Below are 726 nucleotides of genomic sequence, written 5' to 3'. Positions count from 1 at the left end.
TGTTTTATCTTTTACCTTATTCAATAAATTTCTATGTTTTTCACAAGTTCATAAAACTTTATTTGATACAAATTCTTCGGTGATGAATGATGATAATTTATAACAATCATTAACATCACATATTTTTTGTTGTTTAATTATCATTACCTCCTTTTAAGAGTTGTTTTATTTCAAATAAAAAAACAACTCTAACAAGAGTTGCTTTTTTGGAGCTTCATCGTACATTATACGTTATATAAACCCTGATTGTTATATTAATCAAAAATATTATGTTAAAAAAGTATATTATTCAATTTAAATTATTTATTAAAAAAATAAAATATCATTTTTCTAAATATAAAAAAAAATAAATATGAAAATTTAAAATATTTAGTTGCTTATGAATATCAAAAACGCGGAGTAGTTCACTTTCATATCATATTTAGTGAATATATCCCTAATAAATTAATAAGGAAATATTGACCTTATGGATTAAATAAAAATTTACCAGTGAAAAAAGGTACAAATGAATTTGTTAGTAAGTATGTTGCTAAATATGTAGTAAAAGCATATAGTCATGTTAAAGAGGGAGTAAATTATTCGGTTGGTGATACCTTATTCTAATAAATATTTATCTATTAAAATAAAATTCCTAAGAAAAAGATAAATTTATCTTTTTTAATTAATTTAATTATAACATAAAAGTAATAATTTACAATACAAAAAATAATAATTCGCAAATTATTT

1 protein-coding gene is annotated in these 726 nt (G+C 19.8%); it reads left to right on the top strand.

Annotated elements, in window-relative coordinates; translation table 4 throughout:
• Window positions 1–321: 321 nt before the first annotated feature.
• A complete protein-coding gene (locus C6B38_RS12390; RefSeq protein WP_443028756.1) occupies window positions 322–603 on the top strand; it encodes a rolling circle replication-associated protein in 282 nt (93 codons plus the stop codon).
• Window positions 604–726 lie beyond the last annotated feature (123 nt).

The sequence above is a fragment of the Spiroplasma sp. ChiS genome, from assembly GCF_002968355.1.
GTDB classification, from domain to species: domain Bacteria; phylum Bacillota_I; class Bacilli_A; order Mycoplasmatales; family Mycoplasmataceae; genus Spiroplasma; species Spiroplasma citri.
The sequence above is the reverse complement of the archived record's forward strand: the minus strand, read 5'-3'. Positions and strand labels throughout refer to the sequence as shown.